Genomic DNA, 19,573 nt, shown 5'->3' with positions numbered 1-19,573 from the left:
AGGCTGAGCCCATGCGCACGCCGCTCCAGCACATCCAGTCCCTGCCGTCCTGGCTCGTCGGCCGCGTCGCGACCCGTGGGCGGGCCCTGGTCGCCGACGCGATCTCGGCGGAGGGGCTGAAGCTCATGCAGCACGCGGTGCTGGCGGCGACCGCCGAGTACGGGCCCATCGCGCAGGCCGACTTGGGCCGCCGGCTGGCCGTCGACCCCAAGGACATGGTGGGCATGCTCAACCACCTGCAAAAGGAGGGCCTGGTCCTGCGTGCCCCCGACCCCTGCGACGGCCGCAAGAACGCCGTCACCGTCACCCCCAAGGGCGCGGCCGTCCTCGCTCGCTGCGCGGCTCTGGCCGAGAGCGCCAACGCCGAGCTGCTTGCGCCCCTCGCTCCGGCTGAGCAACGGCAGTTGATGGCCTTGCTGGCGCGCCTCCACGAGGCGGGGGCGGCCCCGGCTCGAAGCGATGGTGAGTGAGTGACACTGCGCCGCCGCGCTGAATGGTGAAGCGGCGTGTCGGTGGTGCAGGACAGTGGGGCGGGTCAGTAGTACAGGCTCCAGCGCCCGAAGCGGGCCAGCAACTTCCTCGTCTCGCTCTCACTCAGCCCCAGGGCGGCCGCGGCCTGCGCGAGGGTCGCGTCCTGTCGGGCGTCATGGGCCGCCCAGTATCCGATGTCCTCGGCGGTCACCTCCAGCTGGCGAGCCGCGCGCAGAGCCGCCAACGGTGACGTCTTCGACAACTTCTCGATCTCCGCGTGCAGTTGGGCCAGGAGGTCGGTCACGGAGTCGGGCAGGGGAGTGGCCGACCGTTCCACGTCGACCGCGTGCGAATCCCAGTCCCGCGTGCAGAGGTCGGCCGTTCTCGTACCCGCCTCGAAGAGCGGCTGGTCCCCGATCTCGTCCCAGTCCAACGGGTGCTCCGCGCCGTTCCAGCCGCAGGAACACACCGCGCGCAGCACCGCCGCGCGGGGCCCGTGCCCCCAGTCGCCGCCGTCGTAGACGCTCCACTCCGTCACCGACTGGCCGCCCGAGCCCGAGTTCGTCGGGATGTGCACCGGGGGCGGGACGGTGCCGTCGGCCAGGAGCACGCCGACCGAGCCGGTGTGGGACGGACCGAACTCCTCCGTGGTCCAGGTCTCCTGCTCGCTCATGGCGTCCCTCCAGCCGTCGTGTCCAGCGCCGTGATCGCCCGAGGCGGGCACAAGGACGACCCTTCCCCAACTCGGCGCCGGATATGGCGAATTACCGAAAGCGACCCGGACTTTCGCGTCATGACCGGTTCGGACCCGCCAGCCGAGCGCCTGGCGGCTCCGGACGCTGGACGAGGGCCGGCCCACTGCAACCGGTTTCCGCCACCGCGGTCAGAGCCGTGACGCGGGGCCCGGGGCGGCGCCCCTGTAACGGCACGTTCCGGCCCGGTTGGCCGGCAGATGGGTCGAGGGGGTGGCAGGGGACGGCGGGGACGGCGGGCGGGTTCCTATGAGGGGGCGCGCCGGCCGTCCCGGTTGTCAGGGGTGGGTCAGTCGTCGCGTCCCTTCAGCCGTCGTGGGTCGAAGGACCAGATGCCGCGTCCGTGGGTGGCGGCGTACAGGGCGCCGTCCGGGCCGAGGCGTAGTTGGAGCGTCGCGGTGGTGGGCAGGTTCTTGCCGAGGATCTGCCACTGGCGTGCGCCGGCCGGCCGGTAGAAGACGGCGAGATCGGTGGAGAGGGTCAGGCCGCCGTTCGGCAGAAGCTTGACCGAGTCGGCCGGGACGTCAGGCAGGTTGGCGGAGATGTCGGCCCACGTGGCGCCGCCGTCCTTCGATTCGAAGATGTGGCCGACGCCCGCGCCGGGGCCCTCGGTCCACTTCCGGGAGAAGCCGTTGACCGCGACGTAGACGTGCTGCGCGTTGGCCGGGTCGACGTCGAAGCCGGCTATGTAGCGGTTGGGGATCGTTCCGTCGACGGGGAGGCCCAGCTGGTGCCAGCCGGTGCCGTCGGCGTTGCCGACCGCGATGCCACGGCTGAAGCCCTGGTTGTTGCAGGGCCCGCACCAGCCGACGTACACCGTGCCGCCCGAGGACGCCACGGCGGTGGCCACATGGCCGTCACCGAGGTCGTAGGCGTTCTTCCACTCGGCGCCGGAGCGGATCGCGAAACCCTTGGTCTGCACCCACACATGACGCCCGCCGGCCACCCACGTGTCGCTGTCCTTGGCGTCGGAGGTGATGGGGGCGGTGAAGCGGGCGCCGGCGCCGCCGAGGTCCTTGTCGGGCGGAGCCACCTCGTATTCGGTGGCCTTCGCCGGATCGTCGACCCAACTGCCGCTGTTCGCGCCGCAGTTCTGCGTGACCCACATGTCGAGATAGACGTATTCGTTGGCGATGTCGCAGCCATTGGCCGGGTTGGTGATGGTGTCACCGCCGTCGCCACCGAAGTTCGAGCCCATGACCTTGTCGTGGCCGCGCAGGATCGACTGACCGTTGTCCTGGAGACCCCCGGTGACCGAGACGCCGCCGTGGTCGAGGTCCTTGCCGACGCCGACCGAGTAGTACTGCAATGTGTCCAGGGTGCCGTCGTTCAGCGACTGCCAGTCCTTGGCGTGACCGCCCGAGTCGACCGCGCCGTTCAGGGGCCGCCGGTAGATGCCGCCGTCATTGCCCACGTAGGCGTACGTCTTGCCCTTGTACGTGCCCACCGCGACGGCGTGCTGGTCGGAGTGGGTGGTCGGCGAGCAGTCGCCGGTCTGCTTGGACGGGTCGATGCTCCAGCAGGGGAACGGGAAGTTCCAGTACGGGCCGGGAGTGATCCAGCTCGTGCCGCCGTTCTTGGTCTCGAAGACCTCTTCGAGACCAAGATAGACATGGTCGGCGTTGACCGGGTCGACCTGGAGGAACTGGTTGTACCAGGACTGGATGCCCGGCATGTAGCCCGCGCCCTGGAGTGCCGAACCGGACGCCTTCAGCTTGGTGTAGTCGGCGATCTGCGTCCAGGGACCGAACGGCGAACCGGACTTGGACACATACACGCCCTTGAGCCCGCTGTCCGGGTTGGTGTTGGTCTGCGCCGGTGACTGGTCGACGGCGTACAGACGAGAACCGTCGGCCGCCGCGCCGAACGTCATGTTGCCCACGTCGTCGCTGTCGGTGGGCAGGTCGCCGAGGCCGGTGGTGGCCTTCCAACTGCCGTCACCCTGCTGGGAGTACAGGCCGTTGTAGGTGTCACCACCGCGCCAGCCGACGGCCAGGAGCACCTTCGAGGGGTCCTTGGGGTCGACCGCGATGTCGTTGGCGATGTTCTTGTACGGGGCCGACTCTTCGCCGGCCTTCGAACCGCCGGGCAAGTACTCCGGGTTGGGGGCGAACTCCAGCTTCCACGGGCCCGAGAGCGTCGTGGTGGAGTGCGACCACACGCCCCGGCTGGTGGCCGCCCACACCTTGGCGCCGGCGAACCGCAGGGCGTGGATGACCGTCGACTCCAGCTCGGCCCCGCCCACCCGGCCACCCGGCTGGAACTGACCGTGCCGGGGGTCGGCCAGGACATAAACTCCCGTGCCCACGAAGGAGGTTGCTCCCGTGTTGGACTCTCCGGTCGCGTACCAGAGCCGCTGGGAGCCGTCCAGGGTGAGCGCGCCGGTCGACAAGGAGGGCAGCTTGTCGGCGATCGGCTCCCAGCGTCCGCCGCCGGTCCGCGAGCGGAAGACGCCACCGTTGGCGCCGCCCGCGTACACGTAGCCCTGGTCGTCGGCGGCGATCCCGGTGATCCGGCCGGTCACGTTTCCGAACCCGCCGCTGGAGTTGGAGTTGATGTCACGGTAGCGCGGGTCGTCGGAGTCGTAGACCTTCTGTGTGACGTGGTCCCAATTGCCCCCGGTGTGCGGCATCGACTGGAGCTGAGCCCAGGCCGCCCCGTACGCGCCGGGTGCCACGACGCCGGGTGCGGTGCGGGCCTCGGTGTACTGGGCGGTGCCTTCGGCGGAGTTCTCCGCCTCGTCGGACCCGTCGCCGCCGCTCTCGGAGGCGGTGAGGGCGGACATCCCCTTGCCGGCATGCACGGCCGCGGTGTGCTGCCGGCCGATGTCGGCCTGGTGGCGGGCGTTCCAGGGCCGGGGCCCGGTGCCGCCGGACGCCGCGAACGACTGGGTGCCTATCAGTCCGAACGCGGCGGCCACGACGGTGCAGGTGATGAACCGTCGCCGTTGCCGTTGGCGCATCATGCGCTCTCCTCCCTGCGCCGAGCACCGGATACGGCCCGACGCGGGCCAGATCCTGGCGTGTCCGCGACATCCCGGATAGGGAACGGAGGAAAGATGACCGGGAGTTTGCCAAGTCTGTTCTTCGGATCGGCAACTTGCGTCAGCGGTGGGGAGGTTGGTCCCCCACGTCCGCGTCGGTGCGTCGGTGCGTCGGTGCGTCGGTGCGTCGGTGCGTCCTCGCCTCGGCGCGGCCGTCCGAGCCGTAGTGCGTGGGCGCGTCCGGCGGTTCGGAACGTCTCGATCGTCGGTGATCCTTGGGGGATGCGTGCTGCCCGTCTGATTCGTATGGCTCTCCTCATCCAGTCCAGCCCCGGCCTGACGGCCGCCGCCCTCGCTCGCGAACTCGACGTCTCCGAGCGGACGGTGATCCGGGACGCCCAGGCGTTGCAGGAGGCAGGCGTCCCGGTGCGGTCCGAGCGAGGACGTGTCGGCGGGTACTTCCTGGCCCAGGGTTACCGGACCCGACTCACCCATCTCCACCCGAGTGAGGCGGAGACCCTGTTCCTGTCCGGTCTCCCAGCGGCGTTGCGGGACCTGGGCCTGGCGGACGCGGCGGACACCGCGCGGCTGAAGCTGAGCGCGACCCTGCTGCCCTCGGTGCGCGCGGCCGCCGAGTCCTCCGTGCGCCGCTTCCATCTCGACGCCCCCGCCTGGTTCCGTGAGCCCGTCACCCCCGAGGTGCTTCCGGAACTGGCCCGCGCGGTGTGGGCGGACCGGGCCGTCGAGCTCACGTACACCCGGCCGGGCGAGGACGGCGCCGTCTCCACTTCCGTCGCGCGCGTGGTGGAACCGTACGGGCTCGTCCTGAAAGCCGGCACCTGGTACGCAGTGGCGCGCGTCCCCCGCGGACGGGACGGCGACGACGACGGCGACTGGCGTACCTACCGCGTCGACCGGATCGCCGCCATCGGCCCCGCTCCCGGCGCGGACCAGGCTTTCGAGCGGGACGCGTCCTTCGACCTGGCCGCGCACTGGGAGGAACGGTCGGCCGCGTTCGCCCGGACGCTGTTGCGCACCGCGGTCACGGTCCGGCTGACGGGTCACGGGCTGCGGCGGCTGCCCGCAGCCGTGGACAGGGCCGCGATCGAGGACGCGCTGGCGTCCGCCGGCGCACCGGACTCCGCCGGCCTGGTCACCCTCACCGTGCGGGCGGAATCCGAGGACGTCGCGTTCGGCCGGCTGGCACTACTCGGCGCGGACGTCGAGGTGTTGGCCCCAGCCTCATTGCGCGCCCGATTCCATGAGCGCGCGGTGGCCCTGGCCGCCCTCTACGAGACCTGCCCGACACGCCCGACCAGCCCGCAAGGTGAGTCGCGCGCGGAAGGCGAGGATCAGCGGTAGTCCTCGGGCGAGCCGTCCTTGCCGCCGTGCACCACTTCCTCCAGGTACGCCCAGGCATCCGGACGGCTGCCGTCCACGTCCGTCACGCCGTACCGCTGGGCCAGCTCCGCGCTGGAAGTGGACTTGCCGTTCCAGCGCTCGGCGCGGTCCGGATCGGCGGCCAGCGCCGCCACCGCGCGCGCCAGGAACCCCGGCGACTCGGCGATGCCGAAGGACGGTTCCTCGGCGATCGCGTCGCGCCAGTTCTGCTCGCTCACCCCGAAGTGGGCCAGCATCTGCTCCGAGCGCAGGAAGCCCGGCGTCACCGCGAGCGCCGTGCCGCCGTACTCCGCCAACTCCTGGCCGAGACCGAACGCCAGCCGGATCGGGGCGTTCTTCGCCAAGTCGTAGTACATGTTCTCGCGGTAGCGGCGGTTGTAGTGCGCGGTGCCGTCGGTGACCTCCACCAGCAGGGGAGCGTCCGAGCGGATCAGCAACGGCAGCAGGAGCGCGGCGGTGATCACGTGGGAACGGACGCCGAGTTCCAGGACGCGCAGGCCGTCGGCGAGCGGCGTCTCCCAGGACTTCTTCCCGAAGATGGAGTGGCCGGTCAGGTGCTCGCCGCCCCACAGGTCGTTGATGAGGATGTCGAGCCGCCCGTGCTCCCCGTCGACGCGCCGGGCCAGCGCGCGCACCTGCTCCTCGTCGAGATGGTCGGTGGGGACCGCGATCCCGGCTCCGCCCGCCGAGGTGACCAGTTCGGCAGTCTCCTCGATCGTCTCGGTGCTCCGGCCGACCTCGCTGATCCGGGTGCGGGTGGTGCGGCCGGTGACGTACACGGTCGCGCCGGCCCGGCCGAGTTCGACGGCCTGGGCACGGCCTGCCCCGCGCGTGGCCCCCGCTACGAGCGCGATCCTGCCGGCGAGCGGCGGCCCCGCCGGGCTGTCACGGGCGGTGTTCTGGTGCGTGCTGGTGTCTTTGCTGGTCGTGTCCTTCGTGTCCTTCATGTCCTCATGGTTCATGCCAAGCCTGACAGAAACCGTCACCTTTTCCAGAGAGTTCCCGCTCGGGTCCCCCGACCCCCTCCGGCGGAGGCTGTCGCGGTCGTCGCCGTGTTCCGCGCCCAGCGTTCCGCGCTCAGCCGAGTCGCAGATGCATGAGGGTGAGGTCGAGCCATCGGCCGAACTTCGTACCCGCTTCCGGCACGGTCCCCGCGACGCGGAAACCAAACCGTTCGTGCAGGCGGATCGACGCGGTGTTCTCGGCCTCGATGCCGGCGACCATGACGTGGTGACCCTCTCGCCGTGCCGAGTCGATGACCTCGGACAGGAGCGCGGAACCGTTACCGAGTCCGTGCATGTCGTCACGGACGTAGACCGAATCCTCGACCGTGTGCCGGTATCCGTCCTTCTCACGCCAGGGGCCGTAGACCGCGAACCCGGCCGTCTCGCCCTCCACTTCGGCCACGAACGCCGAACCCCGCTCCAGGTGGGCCGCGACCCAGGCCGCTCCCTCGGCGGGGGACTGCTGGGTCTCCGTCCACAGCGCCGTCGAATGTTCGATGGCGTGGTTGCGGATCGCGCGGATGGCTTCGGTGTCTTCCGGGCGTGCTGGGCGTACCGACACGGGCCGCTTCCTCTCATATATTGGATTCATGTCCAACATGGTAGATCCCCTGGTGGCCCGGATCGCTGCCCGCGTCCGCCGGGAGCGGGAACGGCGTCGGTGGACCCTGGCGCGGCTCGCGGCCGCCTCCGGGGTCTCGCAGGCCATGATCAGTCGGATCGAACGGGGTGAGAGCAGCCCCACCGCCGTGGTCCTCGGCAAGCTGTCCGCCGCCTTCGGGCTCAGCGTCGCCTCCCTGCTCACCCTCGCCGACGAGTCACCCGATGGATCACCGGATGGGACAGCGGACGAAACGGCGGTCACCGGGGGCGTACGGCGCCGGGACGAGACAGCGGAGTGGCGCGACCCGTCCACCGGCTACCGGCGCCGTCAGATCACCGGACCCCGGTTTCCTGTGGAGCTCGCCGAGATCCGCCTGCCGCCCGGAGCCCGCGTCCCGTATCCGGCCGCGGCCTTCGCCTTCGTGCGGCAGGTCATCTGGGTCATCGAGGGGCACCTGACCTTCCACGACGGGGAGACGGTCCAGGCACTCGGCGAGGGCGACACCTTCGAACTGGGCGAACCGGCAGAGCGCGTTTTCGCCAACACCACGGACGGTGAATGCCGTTACGCCGTCCTCCTTGTCCGGGGTGTGAGGCCGTGACCGCCTCCGACCGGTAGCCCTCTTCGCGCGTCCGCGCTCCGGCTGGGCGGATCAACCGCCCAGCGCCGACGCGATCCGGTCGAGGTCGGTCAGGAGTGCGGTGACGCGCTCGGGCGGGATGGCGTCCACCATGCGCCCCTCGATGGCGTACACGGCGGCCTGTACCGCCGCGAGGCGTGCGCGGCCCTCTTCGGTGAGGCGGGCGGGAAGAGCCCGGCCTTGGCCGGCGCTGGCGGGGCGAGTGATCAGCCCCGCTTCCTGGAGGCCCCGCAGGACGACGTTTCCGGACTGCCGGGTGACGAACGTCGCGCGGGCGAGGTCGGCGTTCGACATGCCGGGGTGTCGCGCCAGGAGCTCAAGGGTCGAGTACTGGGGCACGGTCAGTCCGTGCTCGCGCAGCACCTTGTCCATCGCGCCGCGCAAGGCCGCCTGGGCGCGTTTGAGCAGGTAGCCCACGTGGTGGGTGATGTCGTCCGCTGGGCTGAACAGCTCGGTCGGCACACTCTCGTTCATGTCAGCATTTTGACATGCCTCGCGTCGGCGCCCTAATCTCGATGTCAAAGTCCTGACATTGAACAGCGAGGAAATCCCATGTCTGTTGCCATCGAGAGTCCCGACTTCATCGCCTTGCAGGTCCACGACGTGGAGGCCGCGGCGGCCTTCTGCGAGCAGCACCTCGGCCTGTGCCGCGCCGAGGTCTCACCCCCGCACGCGGTCGTGTTCGCCACCGAGCCGGCGTTCGCGGTCCGCGCGCTCCTGCCCGGCGTCAGCCTCGCCGACGGCGCGCGGCCGGGGCTCGGCGTCGTGCTCTGGTTCCGGACCTCGGACGCGGTGCAACTGCACGACCAGCTGGTCGCCGCCGGCGTGCGGATCGTCGAGCCGTTGACGGACAGTCCGTTCGGACCGAAGTTCTCCTTCGAGGGTCCGGAGGGGTACGTACTCACCGCGCACGGGGGCTGAGCGAACGCGGTGGGCGCGTGCCGCTCCTAGGTTCGCGGTGTGCTGTCCGAGCGCCACGTGGTGAGACGAGGGCGCCCCGGCAGTTCGGCGCGGCCGGTGGCCCACAGCAGGGTGAGCCAGGGGTCCGCGCCGTCCGGTGCCTCCGGAAACAGCCGGGCGAGCACGCGCGAGCAGAGGACGGAGGGCGGCGCCCAGGCGAGCCCGAGGCCTTCCGCCAGATCGTGCATGTGCACCAGCGTCTCCTGCATCCCCAGGGCCGCGAAGCCTTCGGGGTCCGCCACTCCGGCGGCGTGGTGGGCGCGGACCCGGGGCGAGGTGGTACGCACCATGGCGACCAACAGCGCGCCGCACGCCTCCAGCACCTGCGTCAGACCGTCCGGACCCGCGGCGCGTTCGGCGTGGACGAAGACCGGGGGTGCGGCCGGCCTCTCCCGGTCCAGAGCGAACGGCACATGGGTGTCCAACGGCGGGCTCTGCGGCCCGAGTTGGACGGCGTAGTACAACAGGTCGTTGGCGAGGTGTTCGGCGGTCTCCCAGCAGTCCCACTCCAGCGAACCGGCCTTGCCGCCCCACCCCTCGGCGGGTGCGTTCCGGAGCGTGGCGACCGCGAGCCGCACGGCAAGGTCCACGTCGTCCGCCGTGACGGGAGACGGTATTGATCGGGTTTCCACTGATCGAGACATGGCGGCACGGTATCGCGGCGGAATGAAATGGGCGCTCCCGGGCGCGAGTTGCGGGGGCGCCGGGGCCGGTCGAGCGCCTCGCCCATCGACAGTGAGGGCGGCATGTTCTGTGCGCCAGGCAACGGCCGGCCGGGGGCTTCCGATCGCGGCGCTAGCTGCTTCGCAACGCGGTCAGGAGGCTGGTTCGCAGGAGCAGGGCGGCGGGGGAGTGCTGGCCGCGGCGGGTGATGAGGCCGAGTCGGCCGTGTGTGGCGGCGTCGGTGAGCGGGATGCTCCGCAGGCCGGAGCCCCGGGTCGAGGACGCGCTGAGGATGGCGATGCCCGCGCCGCGCTCGGCGAGACGCAGCAGGATGTCCGGGGAACTGGCGTCGAGGTCCACGCGCGGGTCGAGGCCGGCCCTGCGGCAGGAGTCCTCGTACGCGGCGCGGATGCCGGTACCGGGGGAGAGGCAGAGGATCTTTTCCCCGCCGAGGTCGGCGAGGCGCAGCTCCGGCCGGTCGAGTGTGTGCCCGGCCGGGACGACGGCGGTGATCGGCTCGTCCACGACGACGTCCACCGCGAGGCCCGGGGTGACGTCACCCGCGTACCCGATCAAAGCCAGGTCGAGGGCGCCGGAGAGGACCCGCGCCTGGAGATCGTCGGAGTGGCCCTCGTGCAGGCTGAGTTCGACGCCGGGGTGGGTGCGGCCGAGGTCGGCGACGGTGTCGAGGAAGGCCGGGATGGAGCAGCCCATGATCATGCCGAGCCGTACCCGGCCTCGGACGGCGTCGGCGAACTCGGCGGCGGTGTGCTGGATGGCGTCGAGGGTGGCGAGCGCGTTCTTCGCGAGCGGGAGGACGGCCTCGCCGGCCGGGGTGAGGCGGATCCGGCGCCCGGACCGGTCGAGCAACTGCTGCCCCAACTCCTGTTCCAGCTTTGCCACTTGGGTGCTGATCCCCGACTGGCTGACGTGCAGTCGATGAGCGGCGGCGGTGAACGTGCCCTCGTCCATGACCGCGGCGAAGTAGCGCAGCTGATGTATCTCCATACGCAGAGATGATAGCTCGCATCTGAATTATCTGTTGGACGAATGGATGCGGTGGCTGGAGGATGGAGGCATGACGAGGACGAAGACTGCGCGAGAGCTTGCTGAGATCTACTACACGGCCTGGGAGGCGGGCGACTTCGAGACATTGCGGGGGGTGCTGGCCGAGGACGTCGACTTCGTCGGAACGCTGGGCGCGGCGTCCGGAGCCGAGGAGGCGCTTGCCGGGCTCAAGGGGCTCGGCCAAGTGCTGGAGAAGATCGACGTGCGGGTGCGGGTGGCGGAGGGCGACGAGGTGATCACCTGGTTCGACCTGCACACAAGCGTCGCGCCGCCCACCCCGACGATGAACTGGATGCACGTGGAGAACGGGAGCATCACCCGTATCCGAGTGACCTTCGACCCCCGCGAGTTGCTGGCGGGATTCGAGAAGCGGGGGTGAGAGGGGAGGGGCGGCCGGGCGTCGCGTACGGGCTCGGCGTGAACTCCCGTCTCGCGGTGCACCGGGCGGTGCCACAAGCAGGGCGCTGCCCGGTCGTCGCGCGGGACCGGGCGGCGGCCGGAGCGTCGGCGGCGCACCTTCGAGTGAGGTGATGCCGCGAACTGGCAAGCGGCAGGCGCCCCTTGGATACTCTCCCCTTGAGACCGTCGTGTTTCACCGGGAGGGGAGCCTGCCATGTCTGACCGCGAGCCCGTCGAGATTCTGGAGTTCTCCGACGACCTGCATTCCTCCGACGCTTCGCCGCTGCGGGACTTTCTGAGCGCCCGCCTGACCGACCTCGCGGAACGGCAGGAGGCCGGCAGCGAGGCGGCCTGGGCCGCCCACCGGCTGCGACAGAGCACGGACCACACGGCCCTGTGTCTCTGCGACCTCCTGACCAGCTGGGGCATGGAAGTGGCCGCGGGCCGCACCAGTGAACCAGGTCTCACCCAGCGGCTGCGCCAGGACATCCAGATGTGGTGGAACGAACTGTGCCTGACGGCCGCCCGGTTCTCCGACCACCCCGACTATCTGCCCCGGTGGCGCCAACTGGAGCACCTGTGCCTGGAGTTCGCCGAGTGGGAGGAGCACTGGAAGGACGGGTTCTCCTCCGGTACGTACCAGGACGGCGCTCACCCTTAACGGAGCGCGGAGCGGACGCGGGCCCCGGCCGCGCGGCCGCACGCCCACCTCGGCGGCAGGCGCCTCACCCGAGCGGGACGCTCAGCTCCATGGAGCGCAGAGCAGCTGCGAGGGCCGGTTCGTCGCCGACGTCGAGAGCCGTATCGGTGAGTTTGATGACGTGTTCGTCGCCATGAGCCAGGGCCCGTTCGACGACCTCTTCAGGGGTGAAGGTGCCGGGCGGGGTGTAGGTGACCGGAGCGGCCGGTGCGTACATCGCCGTGACCGCCGCGGCGGCCGTCCATGCCGCCCGCAGGCTGGACGGCCACAGGGACTGCGGGAGCGCGGGCAGGGTGCGCAGGACGGCGTTGGGGGCCGTGGCCGCGTGGACGAGCATCGTCTCCTCGCCGTGGCCGTGGGTGGCGTACCGGTGTGTCGCCGCCCGCACCAGCTCGGTGAGGTGGCGGTAGGCGTCACGTGGTTCCGTCACCCCGGCCGCCCACACCGGCAGGGCCCTGACGCGGCCGAGCCGCGCGGGGAAGCCGCCGTCCTGCTGGGCGATGTGCGGCACTGTGTCGAGAGCGGCGGCCGCCTTCGCGGCACCGGGCAGCGGGGCCGGCGTCGCGATGGGCCGGTGGCGCGCGGCCCAGTAGCCGAGGCCGTGCGCGAATTCTCTCAGACGGGGTTCGGTGACCTCGTCCGACAGCAGAGTGCGCACGGCGTGGCCCACCCGGATCACCGGGTGTGTCGAGCCGCCGTACATCCCGGGCAGGAGAAGGGGCCACCATGCGGCAAGGACCTCGCGCCAGGGATGTTCGGCGATCTCCCGCTCGAAGAAGCGGATCCAGTCGGCCGCGCGGCTCGGGTCGCCCAGCGCGGAACGCCAATTGGCCGCCGTGACGGGCGCGACGCCGGACGGGAATTCCTCCAGCTTGCGCGCGTACAGGTCGAGCCAGCGGTGTACTGAGCGCGCCTGTCCGCGCGCGACAAGAGCTTCGACGGCCATCGGCGCGTGGTTGGTGAGCCGTCCAAGCCGCTCGGGCCCGCAGACGTGCAGCCGCGCGAGCGCTTCGTCCAGAATCCCTGTCGTATCCATGGCGGGGACGTTAGACGCGTCGTCGCGGCGGCGTAACGGGCTGAGGACCTAAGCCCCGCCTAGGACTCGCCGGCTGCCGCACCGCTCCTGCTGTGAACGGCGACCGGTCCCGCCCGGCTCCCGACAGCGCCCACCTGCGTGGAGACGTACCCACCGTGCGGCAACAGGCCCTGACGGAGCGGGAGTTCTTGCCCGCCCTGATCTCCGGGCCCTTCCACTCCGGCTTGGTCGTCGTGTTCGCCTTCGGCGCCGCGCTGGCCCTTCTGGCCGCGATCGCCTCCCTGCTCCGTGGCGTCGGCCCTGCCGCGAAGACCCGAAACCGGGGGCCGGCGCCGTCGGCGAAACGCACGCGCCTGTGACCTTTGACGGCACGCCATGAACGAGGCCGGCCCCGCCTGTTCTGCCCCGCTATTCGGTGATGGGGTAGCGCGGGCTCTCGGGGCCTTCGATGGTGATCCACTGGAGTTCGGTGAACTCCTCAAGTCCGGCCCGGCCGCCCGACTTGCCGTAGCCGCTGTTCTTCACCCCGCCGAAGGGGATCTGCGGTTCATCGTCAAGGGTGGCTCCGTTGATGTGGCACATGCCGGTGTTCATGCGCCGCGCAAGGGTCAGGGCCAGGGGAATGTCGCGGGTGAAGATGGCGGAGGTGAGACCGTAGTCGTTGTCGTTGGCCACGCGCAGGGCTTCCTCGGGGCCGTCGACGGTGACGACGGTGACCACCGGCCCGAACGACTCCTCACGGTAGACCCGCATGCCGGGTGCGACATCGGCCAGAACGGTCGCGGCGAAGCACGGGCCGGTGGCCGTTCCTCCTGCCAGCAGCCGTGCGCCCGCCCCCACGGCGTCCCTGACCAGACCGGTCAGGCGCGAGACGGTGTCCCGGCCGACGACCGGGCCGAGGACGGTCCCGGGGTCACGGGGATCTCCGCAGGTGATGGTGGCGGCCAGGGCGGCCAGACGCCGGGTGAACTCGTCCGCGACGGCGCGGTCCACGACGACGCGCTCCGTGGACAGGCAGCCCTGGCCCGCGTTGGCGAACGCGCCGAAACCCACCGCGCCGACGGCGTGGCCGAGGTCGGCGTCGGCGAGGACGATGGCCGGAGCCTTGCCGCCGAGCTCCAGGACCGCCGGCTTCAGGTGCGAGGCCGCCTTCTCGCCGATGACGCGGCCGACGCGGGTGGAGCCGGTGAAGTGGACGCGTCGTACGGCCGGGTGAGCGATGAGCGCGTCAACCGTGGCGGGTGCGTCCTCGGGTGCGTTGGTGATCAGGTTGAGCACGCCGTCCGGCAGTCCCGCCTCGATGAAGCACTCGACGACCAGGCCATGGGTGCGGGGTGTCTGCTCCGACGCCTTCATCACGACGGTGTTGCCGAGGACCAGCGCCGCCGGAACCGAAGCGCCCACCAGCAGCGCCGGGGCGTTCCAGGGAACAATGCTCGCGACCACGCCGACCGGTTTGCGGACGGCGAGCGAGGTGCGCCCCGTGGCCTCCGAGGGGATGACGTCACCGGTCAGGCCCTCGTGGGCGGCGCTCGCCGCGTAACGGATCTTCTCGGCCAGGACCTTGACGTTGTGTGCGCCCCAGGCCGCAGGGCCGCCCATCTCGGCGGTCATCGCCTCGGTCAGTTCCCGGGCGCGGGCTTCCAGTTTCTCGGCTGCCGCCCACAGGAGGCGGCGGCGTTCGCTCGGTGCCAGCCGCGCCCAGGGACCGCGTGCCCGCTCGGCCGCTTCGACTGCGCGTACGACATCCGAGGTGTCGGCGGCCGCGGCGCGGGAGGCGACTGCGCCGGTGTAGGGGTCGTACGCCTCGTAGGTGCGGTGGCCGGCCGCCTGTTGCCAGCTGCCGCCGATCATGAGTCGCTGCAAAGGGGATGGGGTGGTGGGGGTCATGTGTGCTCCCGTCCCGGTCGCCCCGCCCGGGGAGGGCGGGGCGAGCGGTGGTGATGTGCGGACGTGCGGACTACCGCTGGGCGGCCAGGCCGTCGCAGTGGACGCGGGTCTGCTCGGCGACGCGGCGGCCGAGGTGGCGCGCGGTGTTCAGATCGGCGTCATGCACGTCGGCGGTGTCGTTGAAGCTCTGCGCACCGGCGCCGAGGTAGAAGCCGAGCCGGTTGTCGTCCTCGGGGCTGGAGGTCGTGGTGTTCCAGCCCGGGAGCAGGCCGAGGCTCACCCAGAGCATGCCGTGCTGGGCGGCCAGGACCGCGAAGTATTGCAGGGTGTGCATCTTGTCCCCGCTCATGGAACCGGAGTTGGTGAATCCGGAGGCCAGCTTGTCGCTCCACGCGCGGGTCATCCATCGCTTGCTGGTGGCTTCGGCAAAGGCGTGGAAGGCGCCGGAGGCGGTGCCCATGTAGGTGGGGGAGCCGAAGATGATGGCGTCGGCGTCGTCCAGCGTCTCCCAGTCCGCGTCGCTCAGCGATGCGACGTCCACGCGGTGGACCTGTGTGCCGGGAAGGGAGAGCGCGCCGTCGGCGACGGCGGCGGCGATCTGGGCCGTGTGGCCGTAACCGGAGTAGGAAGCGATGGCGATCGATATGTCGGACATGGTTGTCCTCTCGTGATGTCGGCGGGTGCCGACGGGGGGTGTTGTTCTGGGCTCGGTTCTGCGACGGCCGGGCGCTCGGCACGCACGCCGGAACGCCCGAAGGCGCGCCGGAACGTATGAGGCAGGGACGCGGCCGATGTGGTCATGCGTGTGGACTCGGCATGGGCGTCCGCATGGTCATCGGCAAGGCCTTGATCGGTGTTTCGGTATTGACCGTAGCACTGTTAGAGCAGTGATACGCAAGAGGGCGTATCATCGTTCCCATGGATGATCCCAAGCGCGCCGTCAGATACCGGGTCCTGCGAGTCGCGGCCGAGCTGTTGGAGGAGCGGGGCAGCGAGGCGGTTTCCACGCGGGCCGTGGCCACCGCGGCGGGAATCACGGCCCCGGCGCTGTACCGGATGTTCGGCGACAAGGACGGCCTGCTGGACGAGCTGGCCGCGCACGGCTTCGAGATGTACCTGGCCGAGAAGCACGAGGTGCTGGCCGGTTCCGAGGATCCGGTGGCCGATCTCTACCGGGGCTGGGACCTGCACGTCGACTTCGGCCTGCGACACCCCGCCTTCTACTTGCTCATGTACGGGACGGCCCGCCCCGGCCGCAGGCCCCCGGCGGCCGACGAGGCGCACGCCCTTCTGGTGAGCCGGCTGGACCGGGCCGCCGCCGACGGGCGCCTTCGGGTGCCGGTGGAAGAGGCGACCCATGTGGTCCACGCCGCGACGACCGGTGCCGCCATGGCGCTGATCGGTGAAGACCCGGCGCGGCGGAATCTGTCGGCCTCGACACGGCTGCGCGACATCGTCATCGGGTCCATCACCACCGATGCGCCGGTCGCCACCGGCACGGACCTGGCGACCCGCGCGCTCGCCCTCGACGCGGCGCTGGCGGGAGAGGGCGGCGCCGCGACCGCGCTGCGCGCCACGGAGAAGGCCCTCCTGCGTGACTGGTTGCACCGCCTCGCGGAGTAGCGCCACCCGCCCGCGCCCCTGAGGTCCGCGTACCGGAGTGGGAGGCGAGCCGTGGGGCTCATCTGTCGTACGGGCGCCGGGTGTTGGGGCCCGCGCCCTCTCCGGTCAGACCCGCGTCGCGCGTGGGTCCGGGCTGTCGCGCGGATCTCGACGCGGCGCCGGGGCGCCCGTTCAGTCGCGGGCCGCGGCCCGGCTCCTGGACCAGGCGGTGGCGTCGACGCCGTAGCGGACCAGGAGGCGTGCGAACAGGAGCCGTTCCTCCGGCGACCAGGCGGCGGTGATCTCCAGGAACGCCGCACGCTGTTCGGCGGCGAAGCGGCCGCGCTCGGCCTCGCCGTGCTCGGTGAGCTCCAGCACGGTGCGGCGTCCGTCGAGCTGGGAAGCCGCCCGGCGCAGCAGGCCCTCCTGGATGAGGGCGGCGACGGTCCTGCTGGCCACGGGCTGAGCGACACCCATCTCGGCGGCGAGTCCGCCGACCGTCGTCTCGTCCGGAGCGTCGGCGATCACATTGAGTACGAGGTTGCGCGACAGGTCCTTGCCCGAAGCGGGTGCGCGGCGTCGCAGACGGGAGAGCGCCGGGCCGATCTGGTCAAGCGCCAGGTCGTCGGGGCTCTGATCGGAGAAGGACGCGCTGCTCATGGCCCGAGTCTAGCCCGCGCCCACCCATTTGCATGCTCATCGGTAAATGCATAGCATTCGGTATGTACATGCGACGGGCAATGAAACGAGGCGGGCTTCCATGGCACTCACCGCGATCACCAACGCGCAGGTCTTCGACGGGGAGAAGTCCCTCGGCGCAAGGACCGTGGTCCTCGACGGCGGAAGGATCGCCCGTGTCGGGGGCGAGGCTCCCCGGGGCAGCGAGATCGTCGACGGTGGCGGCGCCACCCTGCTGCCGGGGCTCATCGACGCGCATGTCCACTCCGCCCCGGGCTCCCTGGCGTTGGCCCTGCGCTTCGGTGTGACGACCGAACTGGAGATGCAGGGCATGAACACCCGGGAGAACCGGGGGCTCATCACCGACGACGACTCCGTGGCCGACGTGCGCTCCGCGGGCTTCGCCATCACGCCGCCCGGCGGCCACCCCAGCGAACTGATGCCCGAGGGGTTCCGGCCGAAGTGGGAGCTTCCCCCCGTGATGCCCCTGATGCCGTTCTCCACCACTCCCGAGGAGGCCGCCGCCTTCGTGCCTCAACTCCTCGCCCGAGGCTCCGACTTCATCAAGTTCATGATCGACGACGGCAGCGTGGAGGGGCACCCGGGACTGCCCTCGCTGGACCAGGCCACCGTGAACGCGGGTGTGGCGGAAGCCAAGAAGTACGGCGCCCTCACCGTGGCCCACGCGCTGACGCTGGAAGCCACCGAAATGGCCGCCGAAGCCGGTATCGACGGTCTCACCCATGTGTTCATGGACCAGCCACACACCCCCGAGATCATCAGCCTCATCAAGGACGCGGGCATGTTCGTCATTCCCTGCGTCACCCTCAACGCCTCGATGATGGGCATCACCGCCGGCGAACTGGCCGACGACCCGCGGGTCGCCGCACGCCTCGACAGCAAGTGGGACCAGACCCTGCGCTCCAGCTACAACCGCTACCCGCAGGGCAGACTCCAGGACGTGTACGACACCGTGCGCGCCCTGGACGCCGCCGGCGTGGACGTGCTGGCCGGCACCGACGTCTCCATGCCCGAGACGTTCTTCGGGGGTATGGCACACGGGGCGAGCCTGCACCACGAACTGCGCCACCTCGTCGCGGCCGGCCTCACCCCCGCGCGGGCCCTGCGCGCGGCCACGGCCACCACGGCCCGCCGCTTCCGCCTCGGCGACCGGGGCCGTATCGCGGAAGGACTCCGCGCCGACCTCGTGCTGGTCGACGGCGACCCGACCACCGACATCGGTGACACCCTCAACACCCGCGCCGTGTGGCGGCGCGGCGCCCGTCTGACGGCCTGACAGCACACCTCGCGCGCGTCAGCCGACCGCCGCCGCGAGGAACCAGGGAGCCGGCCAGACTCGCCGGACGGAGTTCGCGTTCCCCCGCGTCAGGGCATCAGGCCCGCTCTCGGCGCCCGATTGAGGTGGATGCGGCGAGCGGGGAGGTCGCCGAACTGCGGGGACAGGTACCGCAAAGGGGTGCGGGTGAAGACGCACAAGTGGCGTCCGCCGTGCCGGGCGTGGTCCAGGACCTCCGCCCAGTGGGTGAACGCGGTGACGAGGGCGACCGGCCCCCGGGGGATCTCCGGCCGGGAGTCGCTCAGGCCGGCGCGGTCCCGGAGGAGGACCGGAGCCGGGACGGGCGAAGGGGCGTCCGACCGGTGCTCCGGCGTGCGCGGGCGGGGCAGGAGAGAACGGGCTCCGGCCGCGAGGCATGTGTCGAACCACTCCGACAGAAGAGCCAGCTGATGTTCGTCCGGCAGCGTCGTCGTACAGGTCGAGGCGGCGGCCTCGCGGCTGAACCGGTGCAGGAACTCCTCGGCCCGCGAGGCGTGGACGGCGACGTGCGGAGTGGTGGCGCAGCCACGGCCCGCGCGGGCGAAGCATGCCCGCACCGCGGCGCGTGCGGCCGCGCGCGCACTGCCGTCGTGACGCAGAACGAACAGGCCCGGTGGCCGCGACCGTACCCGCAAGGACTCGGCCGGGTCCGGCGGGCAGCACAACGGCGCTACGGCGTCGGCGTGTTCGGCCAGGACGGCGCGCAGGCCGGAACCGGACATCGCGCCGGGCGCCTCGCCGCGCACCGCCACCTGCCACACGCCGTCGGGCAGGCCCGCGCGCCGGGCCATCGCGGTCACCGCCAGCGCCACCGGCGCCGTGCGCGCACTCACCTCGGTCACCACCGTCCCACCCCTGAGGAGCGCGGGCAGCGCGCCTTCGCACAGGGAGGCCAGTGGCCGTGCGTCGTCCCCGTACGAGACGGTGACCGCGCGGGCACCGGTCTGCTCGCTCGCGTACGGTGAGCGCGGCCACCGGTGCGCGGCGAGGCCTCCTCCCCTCGCGGCACGGCGCGACAGCCGCTCACCGTCCTGGCATTCCTCGACCGCGTCGGCGGGGCCGAAGCCCGCGCCGTGACGCAACAGCCTGTTCAAGTCGGCCCGATGGGCGCGGATTTCCTCGCGCAGCCCGGCGATGACCCCCAGCCGTGCCGGTGCGCCGACCCCCAGCCAGGATCCGCTCACCTCGCGGCCCCGGGCGACGGCGGCGCGGGCGTCGGCCGCAGAGCACACGGCGAGCGGCGGCAGCGGACGGCCCGAAAGGGCGCTGCGCACCGTGACCAGATCGTGGCTCGCGGGCGTGAGGGCGCTCACCGCGAGCGCTTGGGCCATGGTGGCGCCGAGCAGTTCTTCGTAAGTGTGCGCGGGCGCGCGCATGGTGACGCTC

General features: G+C 71.3%; 21 protein-coding genes. 9 read left to right on the top strand and 12 right to left on the bottom strand.

From position 1 onward, the window contains the following. Positions 1–11 precede the first annotated feature (11 nt). Positions 12–470 carry a MarR family winged helix-turn-helix transcriptional regulator gene (locus ABR738_RS03270; RefSeq protein ID WP_350228432.1) on the top strand — a complete coding sequence of 153 codons (459 nt, stop codon included), beginning with the start codon at positions 12–14 and terminating at the stop codon, positions 468–470. 65 nt (positions 471–535) lie between these two features. On the opposite strand, the gene ABR738_RS03265 is transcribed toward ABR738_RS03270, so the two are convergent. Further along, complete coding sequence (locus ABR738_RS03265; RefSeq protein ID WP_350228431.1) at positions 536–1,144, bottom strand: hypothetical protein; 609 nt, start codon at positions 1,142–1,144, stop codon at positions 536–538. Positions 1,145–1,512: 368 nt separating this feature from the next. Beyond that, positions 1,513–4,188 (bottom strand): beta propeller repeat protein, encoded by a 2,676-nt coding sequence (locus tag ABR738_RS03260; RefSeq protein WP_350228430.1) that lies wholly within the window; start codon positions 4,186–4,188, stop codon positions 1,513–1,515. 300 nt (positions 4,189–4,488) lie between these two features. On the opposite strand from ABR738_RS03260, the gene ABR738_RS03255 reads away from it, so the two are divergent. After that, positions 4,489–5,568, top strand: a complete 1,080-nt coding sequence (locus ABR738_RS03255; protein WP_350228429.1) for a helix-turn-helix transcriptional regulator — start codon at positions 4,489–4,491, stop codon at positions 5,566–5,568. Here the strand turns inward: ABR738_RS03255 and ABR738_RS03250 are convergent. Next, entirely contained in the window at positions 5,559–6,554 is a 996-nt protein-coding gene (locus ABR738_RS03250; RefSeq protein WP_350228428.1) for an SDR family oxidoreductase, read from the bottom strand. The two genes, ABR738_RS03255 and ABR738_RS03250, sit on opposite strands and share 10 nt — an antisense overlap. A gap of 130 nt (positions 6,555–6,684) precedes the next feature. Next, the gene (locus ABR738_RS03245) at positions 6,685–7,203 is read right to left on the bottom strand and encodes a GNAT family N-acetyltransferase (protein ID WP_350228427.1); all 519 of its coding nucleotides are present in this window, start codon (positions 7,201–7,203) and stop codon (positions 6,685–6,687) included. Between ABR738_RS03245 and ABR738_RS03240 the strand changes: the two genes are divergently transcribed. Next, entirely contained in the window at positions 7,202–7,816 is a 615-nt protein-coding gene (locus ABR738_RS03240; RefSeq protein WP_350228426.1) for a helix-turn-helix domain-containing protein, read from the top strand. The two genes, ABR738_RS03245 and ABR738_RS03240, sit on opposite strands and share 2 nt — an antisense overlap. A gap of 51 nt (positions 7,817–7,867) precedes the next feature. On the opposite strand, the gene ABR738_RS03235 is transcribed toward ABR738_RS03240, so the two are convergent. After that, positions 7,868–8,329, bottom strand: coding sequence for a MarR family winged helix-turn-helix transcriptional regulator (locus ABR738_RS03235; protein WP_350228425.1), 462 nt, complete (start codon positions 8,327–8,329; stop codon positions 7,868–7,870). A gap of 78 nt (positions 8,330–8,407) precedes the next feature. On the opposite strand from ABR738_RS03235, the gene ABR738_RS03230 reads away from it, so the two are divergent. After that, a complete protein-coding gene (locus ABR738_RS03230; protein WP_350228424.1) occupies positions 8,408–8,776 on the top strand; it encodes a VOC family protein in 369 nt (122 codons plus the stop codon). A 26-nt stretch (positions 8,777–8,802) separates the two neighbouring features. Here ABR738_RS03230 and ABR738_RS03225 read toward each other — a convergent pair whose 3' ends face one another. Continuing rightward, entirely contained in the window at positions 8,803–9,459 is a 657-nt protein-coding gene (locus tag ABR738_RS03225; RefSeq protein ID WP_350228423.1) for a hypothetical protein, read from the bottom strand. Positions 9,460–9,610: 151 nt separating this feature from the next. Then, positions 9,611–10,486, bottom strand: a complete 876-nt coding sequence (locus ABR738_RS03220; protein ID WP_350228422.1) for a LysR family transcriptional regulator — start codon at positions 10,484–10,486, stop codon at positions 9,611–9,613. Positions 10,487–10,556: 70 nt separating this feature from the next. Between ABR738_RS03220 and ABR738_RS03215 the strand changes: the two genes are divergently transcribed. Both ABR738_RS03215 and ABR738_RS03210 read left to right on the top strand, forming a co-directional pair. Then, positions 10,557–10,925: a nuclear transport factor 2 family protein gene (locus tag ABR738_RS03215; protein ID WP_350228421.1), complete on the top strand. Its 369-nt coding sequence runs from the start codon at positions 10,557–10,559 to the stop codon at positions 10,923–10,925. Positions 10,926–11,159: 234 nt separating this feature from the next. After that, positions 11,160–11,606, top strand: a complete 447-nt coding sequence (locus ABR738_RS03210) for a hypothetical protein (RefSeq protein ID WP_350228420.1) — start codon at positions 11,160–11,162, stop codon at positions 11,604–11,606. 64 nt (positions 11,607–11,670) lie between these two features. Here the strand turns inward: ABR738_RS03210 and ABR738_RS03205 are convergent, their stop codons facing one another. Continuing rightward, a complete protein-coding gene (locus ABR738_RS03205; protein WP_350228419.1) occupies positions 11,671–12,681 on the bottom strand; it encodes a questin oxidase family protein in 1,011 nt (336 codons plus the stop codon). 155 nt (positions 12,682–12,836) lie between these two features. Between ABR738_RS03205 and ABR738_RS03200 the strand changes: the two genes are divergently transcribed. Then, positions 12,837–13,040 carry a hypothetical protein gene (locus ABR738_RS03200; RefSeq protein ID WP_350228418.1) on the top strand — a complete coding sequence of 68 codons (204 nt, stop codon included), beginning with the start codon at positions 12,837–12,839 and terminating at the stop codon, positions 13,038–13,040. 49 nt (positions 13,041–13,089) lie between these two features. On the opposite strand, the gene ABR738_RS03195 is transcribed toward ABR738_RS03200, so the two are convergent. Then, positions 13,090–14,571, bottom strand: coding sequence for an aldehyde dehydrogenase (locus ABR738_RS03195; protein ID WP_350228417.1), 1,482 nt, complete (start codon positions 14,569–14,571; stop codon positions 13,090–13,092). A 70-nt stretch (positions 14,572–14,641) separates the two neighbouring features. Next, positions 14,642–15,226: a flavodoxin family protein gene (locus ABR738_RS03190; RefSeq protein ID WP_350228416.1), complete on the bottom strand. Its 585-nt coding sequence runs from the start codon at positions 15,224–15,226 to the stop codon at positions 14,642–14,644. Positions 15,227–15,489: 263 nt separating this feature from the next. Here ABR738_RS03190 and ABR738_RS03185 point away from each other — a divergent pair, with 263 nt between their 5' ends. Then, positions 15,490–16,194, top strand: a complete 705-nt coding sequence (locus ABR738_RS03185) for a TetR/AcrR family transcriptional regulator (RefSeq protein ID WP_350228415.1) — start codon at positions 15,490–15,492, stop codon at positions 16,192–16,194. Between the two features lie 171 nt (positions 16,195–16,365). On the opposite strand, the gene ABR738_RS03180 is transcribed toward ABR738_RS03185, so the two are convergent. Further along, the gene (locus ABR738_RS03180; protein ID WP_350228414.1) at positions 16,366–16,833 is read right to left on the bottom strand and encodes a MarR family winged helix-turn-helix transcriptional regulator; all 468 of its coding nucleotides are present in this window, start codon (positions 16,831–16,833) and stop codon (positions 16,366–16,368) included. Positions 16,834–16,933: 100 nt separating this feature from the next. Between ABR738_RS03180 and ABR738_RS03175 the strand changes: the two genes are divergently transcribed. Next, the gene (locus ABR738_RS03175; RefSeq protein ID WP_350228413.1) at positions 16,934–18,148 is read left to right on the top strand and encodes an amidohydrolase family protein; all 1,215 of its coding nucleotides are present in this window, start codon (positions 16,934–16,936) and stop codon (positions 18,146–18,148) included. Between the two features lie 89 nt (positions 18,149–18,237). On the opposite strand, the gene ABR738_RS03170 is transcribed toward ABR738_RS03175, so the two are convergent. Next, the gene (locus tag ABR738_RS03170; RefSeq protein WP_350228412.1) at positions 18,238–19,563 is read right to left on the bottom strand and encodes an aldehyde dehydrogenase family protein; all 1,326 of its coding nucleotides are present in this window, start codon (positions 19,561–19,563) and stop codon (positions 18,238–18,240) included. Positions 19,564–19,573: the final 10 nt, after the last annotated feature.

This window comes from Streptomyces sp. Edi4 (assembly GCF_040253615.1).
Lineage (GTDB): Bacteria > Actinomycetota > Actinomycetes > Streptomycetales > Streptomycetaceae > Streptomyces.
The sequence above is the reverse complement of the archived record's forward strand: the minus strand, read 5'-3'. Positions and strand labels throughout refer to the sequence as shown.